Here is a 4,333-nt window from a genome sequence, read left to right as displayed (position 1 = left end):
CGGGGCGGCCGGGGCTACTGGGTAAGGGGGCTGGCGCTGGGCCTGCTCGGGCGCGATGGGCGAAAGGTTTATTTAAAATGTTTTGCTTTGTTTTTGAATGTTATTGAAGCGCGGGAATTTGTCTGAAATGTTTAGTTGGTCAATGGGCGTTTTGTTTGTTTGGTATTTGAAAGAATAATGTATTTCGGTGCGTTGAGTCCTGACACTTGTTGACCATCTTTCAGTGTCGACTATGGGAGTATCGCGGCGAAACGCACTAAGTGAGACCAAATTATGCGCCGCGTCATGCGCGAGATTGAGAAACGCCTCGTTCAACGAGATGCGGCCAAACAAGCGATCGCTCTCGAGGGAAGCTCGCCGAAACGCGAAGGACATGCGCTGTGGATCAAGGCAACCGCCTGGGTGATGGCGGTTGTGATGTATTTCAGTCCGGCAGTGTTCCTCGCGGATCAAACAGCACACGCGGCGCCGATCGTCGATCCGCGTGCACCGATTGCGTTTCAACCGTCGGCTACCCAAACCAGCACGGGCATTCCCGCCATCAATATTCCAGCGGCGAACTCGAACGGAATCAGCGTCGGACAGTATCAATCGTTCGGAGTTGGACCCGAGGGCTTGGTGCTCAATAACAGCACCATTCCGGGGACTCCATTGCTGGGCGGCACGCTGGGCGCCAACCCGAACCTGAATGGCCGGCCTGCGACGACCATCATCAACCAGGTCACGTCCAACAACATCGCGACGCTGAATGGGCCGCTCGAGGTTTTTGGCTCACCGGCGTCTGTCATCGTGGCGGCGCCAGGGGGCATATCCGTAAACGGGATGGCGCTCACGAACATCCCCGGCCTGACGCTTACGACCGGCACTCCGCAGTTCCTGACCGGTCTCGGAGGCGCATCAACTGATTTTGCGCATGCGGGTGCGGTGGCCTTCGATGTACGCTCGGGCAACATTTCGATCAACGGCCCTGCGGGTGTGAATGGTCCGGGGGCTGGCATCGAAGGGACTGTCGGCAATATTGACTTGATCGGACAAAGCGTCAGTATCGACGCACCGTTGCGCGCGGATCAGCGTGTGAATGTCGTCACCGGCAACCAGACCGTCACGCCGACTGCGCTGGGTGCGAGCGGCAATACGTACGCAACCTCGTCGAACGGCACGACGAATACGGCGGCGGCTGTCGGCAAGACGATCGCCGTGGATGCCAACCAGTACGGCTCGGTCACGAGCGGCACCGTCTATATCGTGTCCACAGCGGCGGGCATGGGGGTGAACACGCAAGGCGCGCTGTCGGCGACGGCAGGCAATGTGGTCGTCAATTCGAATGGCGACGTCGCTGTGGGGCAGACGTTTGCCAGTCAAGATGTCAATCTGACGAGCGCCGGCAGTACGACCATCAGCGGTACAGGGCTGGCAAACCAGAACTACACGGTCAATGCGAACGGCGACATCAACGCGCCGGGTTCTGTGTCGGCCGGTCAGAACGTCACGATGACGGCGGGTGGCAATCTGAATGCCGCGTCGGTCGCGGCCAATGGTACGGGCAGTCTGACGGCGGGGCAGTCGATGACAGTCGGTTCGCTGTCCGCGCACGATATCGCATTGCAAGCGACCAACGGCGACTTGACGGTGGGTGGCCTGAGCGCACCCGGCATGGTGGAGGCCAAGGCTGGACGCGATCTAACCGCCAACGGTGCGGTGCAGGGTGGTAGCACCGTGGCGCTCGCGGGCGGACGGAACGCGGCCGTGAATGGCGCGGTAACGGCAGTCGGCGATACAACTCTGACGGCGGCGACAGGCACGGCAGCCGTCAACGGCAATCTGCAATCGAACGGGGCGGCGACCATCACGGCCGGCCAGGATGCAACCATCGGCGGCACGACGCAGGCGCATGGTCCAGTGTCGATTACGGCGCAAGCGGGATCGATCACCGGCCAAGGCAAAGTCACTTCGTCGCAAGGCACCATCAATCTGAACGCCGGGCAGGCGATCGGCCTGAACGGTGCGGTACAAAGCGGCACGACGATTACGGCAAAGGCCGGAACGGATGCCCGCTTTGGTGGGACGGTAACCGCACCGGGCACGGTGACGATTCAGGCCGGTCAAAACGTTACCTTGGGCGGTGACGTCAAGAGCGGCGGCAACCTGAGCGTGACGTCGGGTGGCAGCACACAGGTGAACGGCACTGCCTCGTCGATCGGCGACATGACGCTGGCGGCGAATGGCGGCACGCTGAGCATCACAGGCAATGTCGTATCACTCGGCGCTTTGAACGCAACGGGCCAGCAGGGCGTGAGTCTGGGCGGTGCGGTTTACAGCGGCGGCAACGCGTCGATTGGATCGAGCGCCAGCAGCGTCGCCGTTGTGGGTGCAGTATCGGCGCCGGGCGCGTTGAGCATCAACACCGCACAAGATGCGACTGTCGCTGGCACCGTGCAGACCGGCCAGAGCGCGACGATCTCGGCTGGGCGCGATGCGAACCTGGCCGGTGGCTTGTCTGTGAATGGCACCGGCAATGCGAGCGTGACGGCGGGCCGCGACATCAATGGCACGGGCGTGATCAGTGTCGCAAACGATACGACGCTCAACGCGGGCAACAACGTCGAGATCAGCGGACCCATCCAGACAGGCAATAACCTGTCGGCGACGGCGGGCAACAATCTGAGCGTCGGCGCGACAACGGCAGTCGGCACGAGCACGCTGACGGCGACGAACGGTAGCGCAACGCTGACCGGCGACGCCCTTTCCGGTGGAGCTACGGCGATCACGGCTGGTACGGACGTGAACGCGCAAGGCAGCGTCAAGAGCCTGGGCGATCTGAACGTCAATGCGAAGAGCGGCAACCTGACCGCGAGGGGGGCGGTATCGGTAGCCGGCGACGCGACCCTGAACGCAGGCCAGAACCTGACGCTGAACGACCAGACGACCGTCTCGAAGGACGCGACGCTGACCGCGGCGAACATCACGACGCAGGGTGTGGCGGTCGGTGGAAACCTGACGGCCACGGCCACGAACAATCTCGATACGTCGGCGGGTCAGCTCAACCAATCCTTCAGCGCAACTGCTCCGGCCCTGTCGGTGAACGGCAACGCTACGCTGAGTGGTGCGAACGTGATGACCGCGAATGCCGTGGTCGGCGGAGCGACGCAAATCACCGGCACGCAGAGCGTCACGACGGGTGGCACGGCCGCGTTCAAGGGTGATGCGACGATCACAGGCGGTACGGTCAATAACGTCGGTACGCAAATGGCGGCCGGCAATCTGAATGTATCCGGCACGAACGTCACGAACTCGGGCGCACTGTCCTCACTGCAGACGGCGACTGTCAATGCGACGGACCTGAACAACGCTGGGTCGATCTACGGGCCTACTACGAATCTCAACGTATCGGGCTCGACGACGAACTCCGGTAGTTTGCTTGCAACGAACGCGCTGACTCTGACGACGGGTAGCCTGAACAACGCCGGAACGATCTTTGCCGGCGACCTCAAGAACCGGACGGCGGCGACCGGGGACACGACTGTCACGGTGACCGGCGGCAACGGCTCGTTCGACAATACGAAGGGCCAGATTCTCGCGCAGAACATCGCGACGCTGAATTTGCCGCACCAGACGCTTGATCCGTCGGCCGGAACGTTGGGGACAATCGACGGTACCCACGGCGTGAATCTGTCCGCGCTTGCGGTGAACAATTCGGGCACGTGGACGCTACCCGCAAGAGCCGTCACAGTCACGACGGCGCAAGGCTTCAACAACGCCGGCACCATCAACCAGGGTACCGGGTCGCTGGCGCTGAACAGCGCGGTCGGCAACACCGGCACGATCAACGGTAACGATCTGACGATCAATGGCTCGCTGGCGAACCAGGCGAGCGGCACAGTTGCGGCCAACGAACTGACGCTCAACGGATCGGGAACGAATGACGGTCTGGTACAGGCGAACAATACGCTGACGATTTCGGGTTCGAGCTACGACAACTCCGGTGGTACGACGCGAGTTGGTACGAACAACGGCCCGGCCGGTAGCGGCAACGCGACGATCAATCTGTCGGGGGATCTCGGCAATGCCGGCGGCACGCTGACCGCCACCAACGATCTCTCGATCGCGGCGAACAACGTCAACAACTCGGCGGCGGCCAACATCTCGACGACCACGAGTACATCGACCGTCGTCAACTCGCCGTTGCTGATGTCGACCGTCATTGGAACGGAGGCGTTCTGGTATATCGACGCCGGGCAAAGTGGTTCGCTCACTCCTTACGTTTATACGCTGACGTCAACGCTGGGCGGATTGTTGTCGCCCGCCGGTAATTCGACGATGGTGCCGGACCCGC

General features: G+C 62.0%; 1 protein-coding gene. It reads left to right on the top strand.

Features of this window, described 5'->3' with window-relative positions; genetic code table 11:
• Positions 1-285 precede the first annotated feature (285 nt).
• Positions 286-4,333: beta strand repeat-containing protein (locus tag DPV79_RS41230; protein WP_244321914.1), on the top strand; the 4,048-nt coding region annotated here is incomplete at its 3' end.

The organism is Burkholderia reimsis, from assembly GCF_003294055.1.
Classification (GTDB): Bacteria; Pseudomonadota; Gammaproteobacteria; order Burkholderiales; family Burkholderiaceae; genus Burkholderia; species Burkholderia cepacia.
The sequence above is the reverse complement of the archived record's forward strand: the minus strand, read 5'-3'. Positions and strand labels throughout refer to the sequence as shown.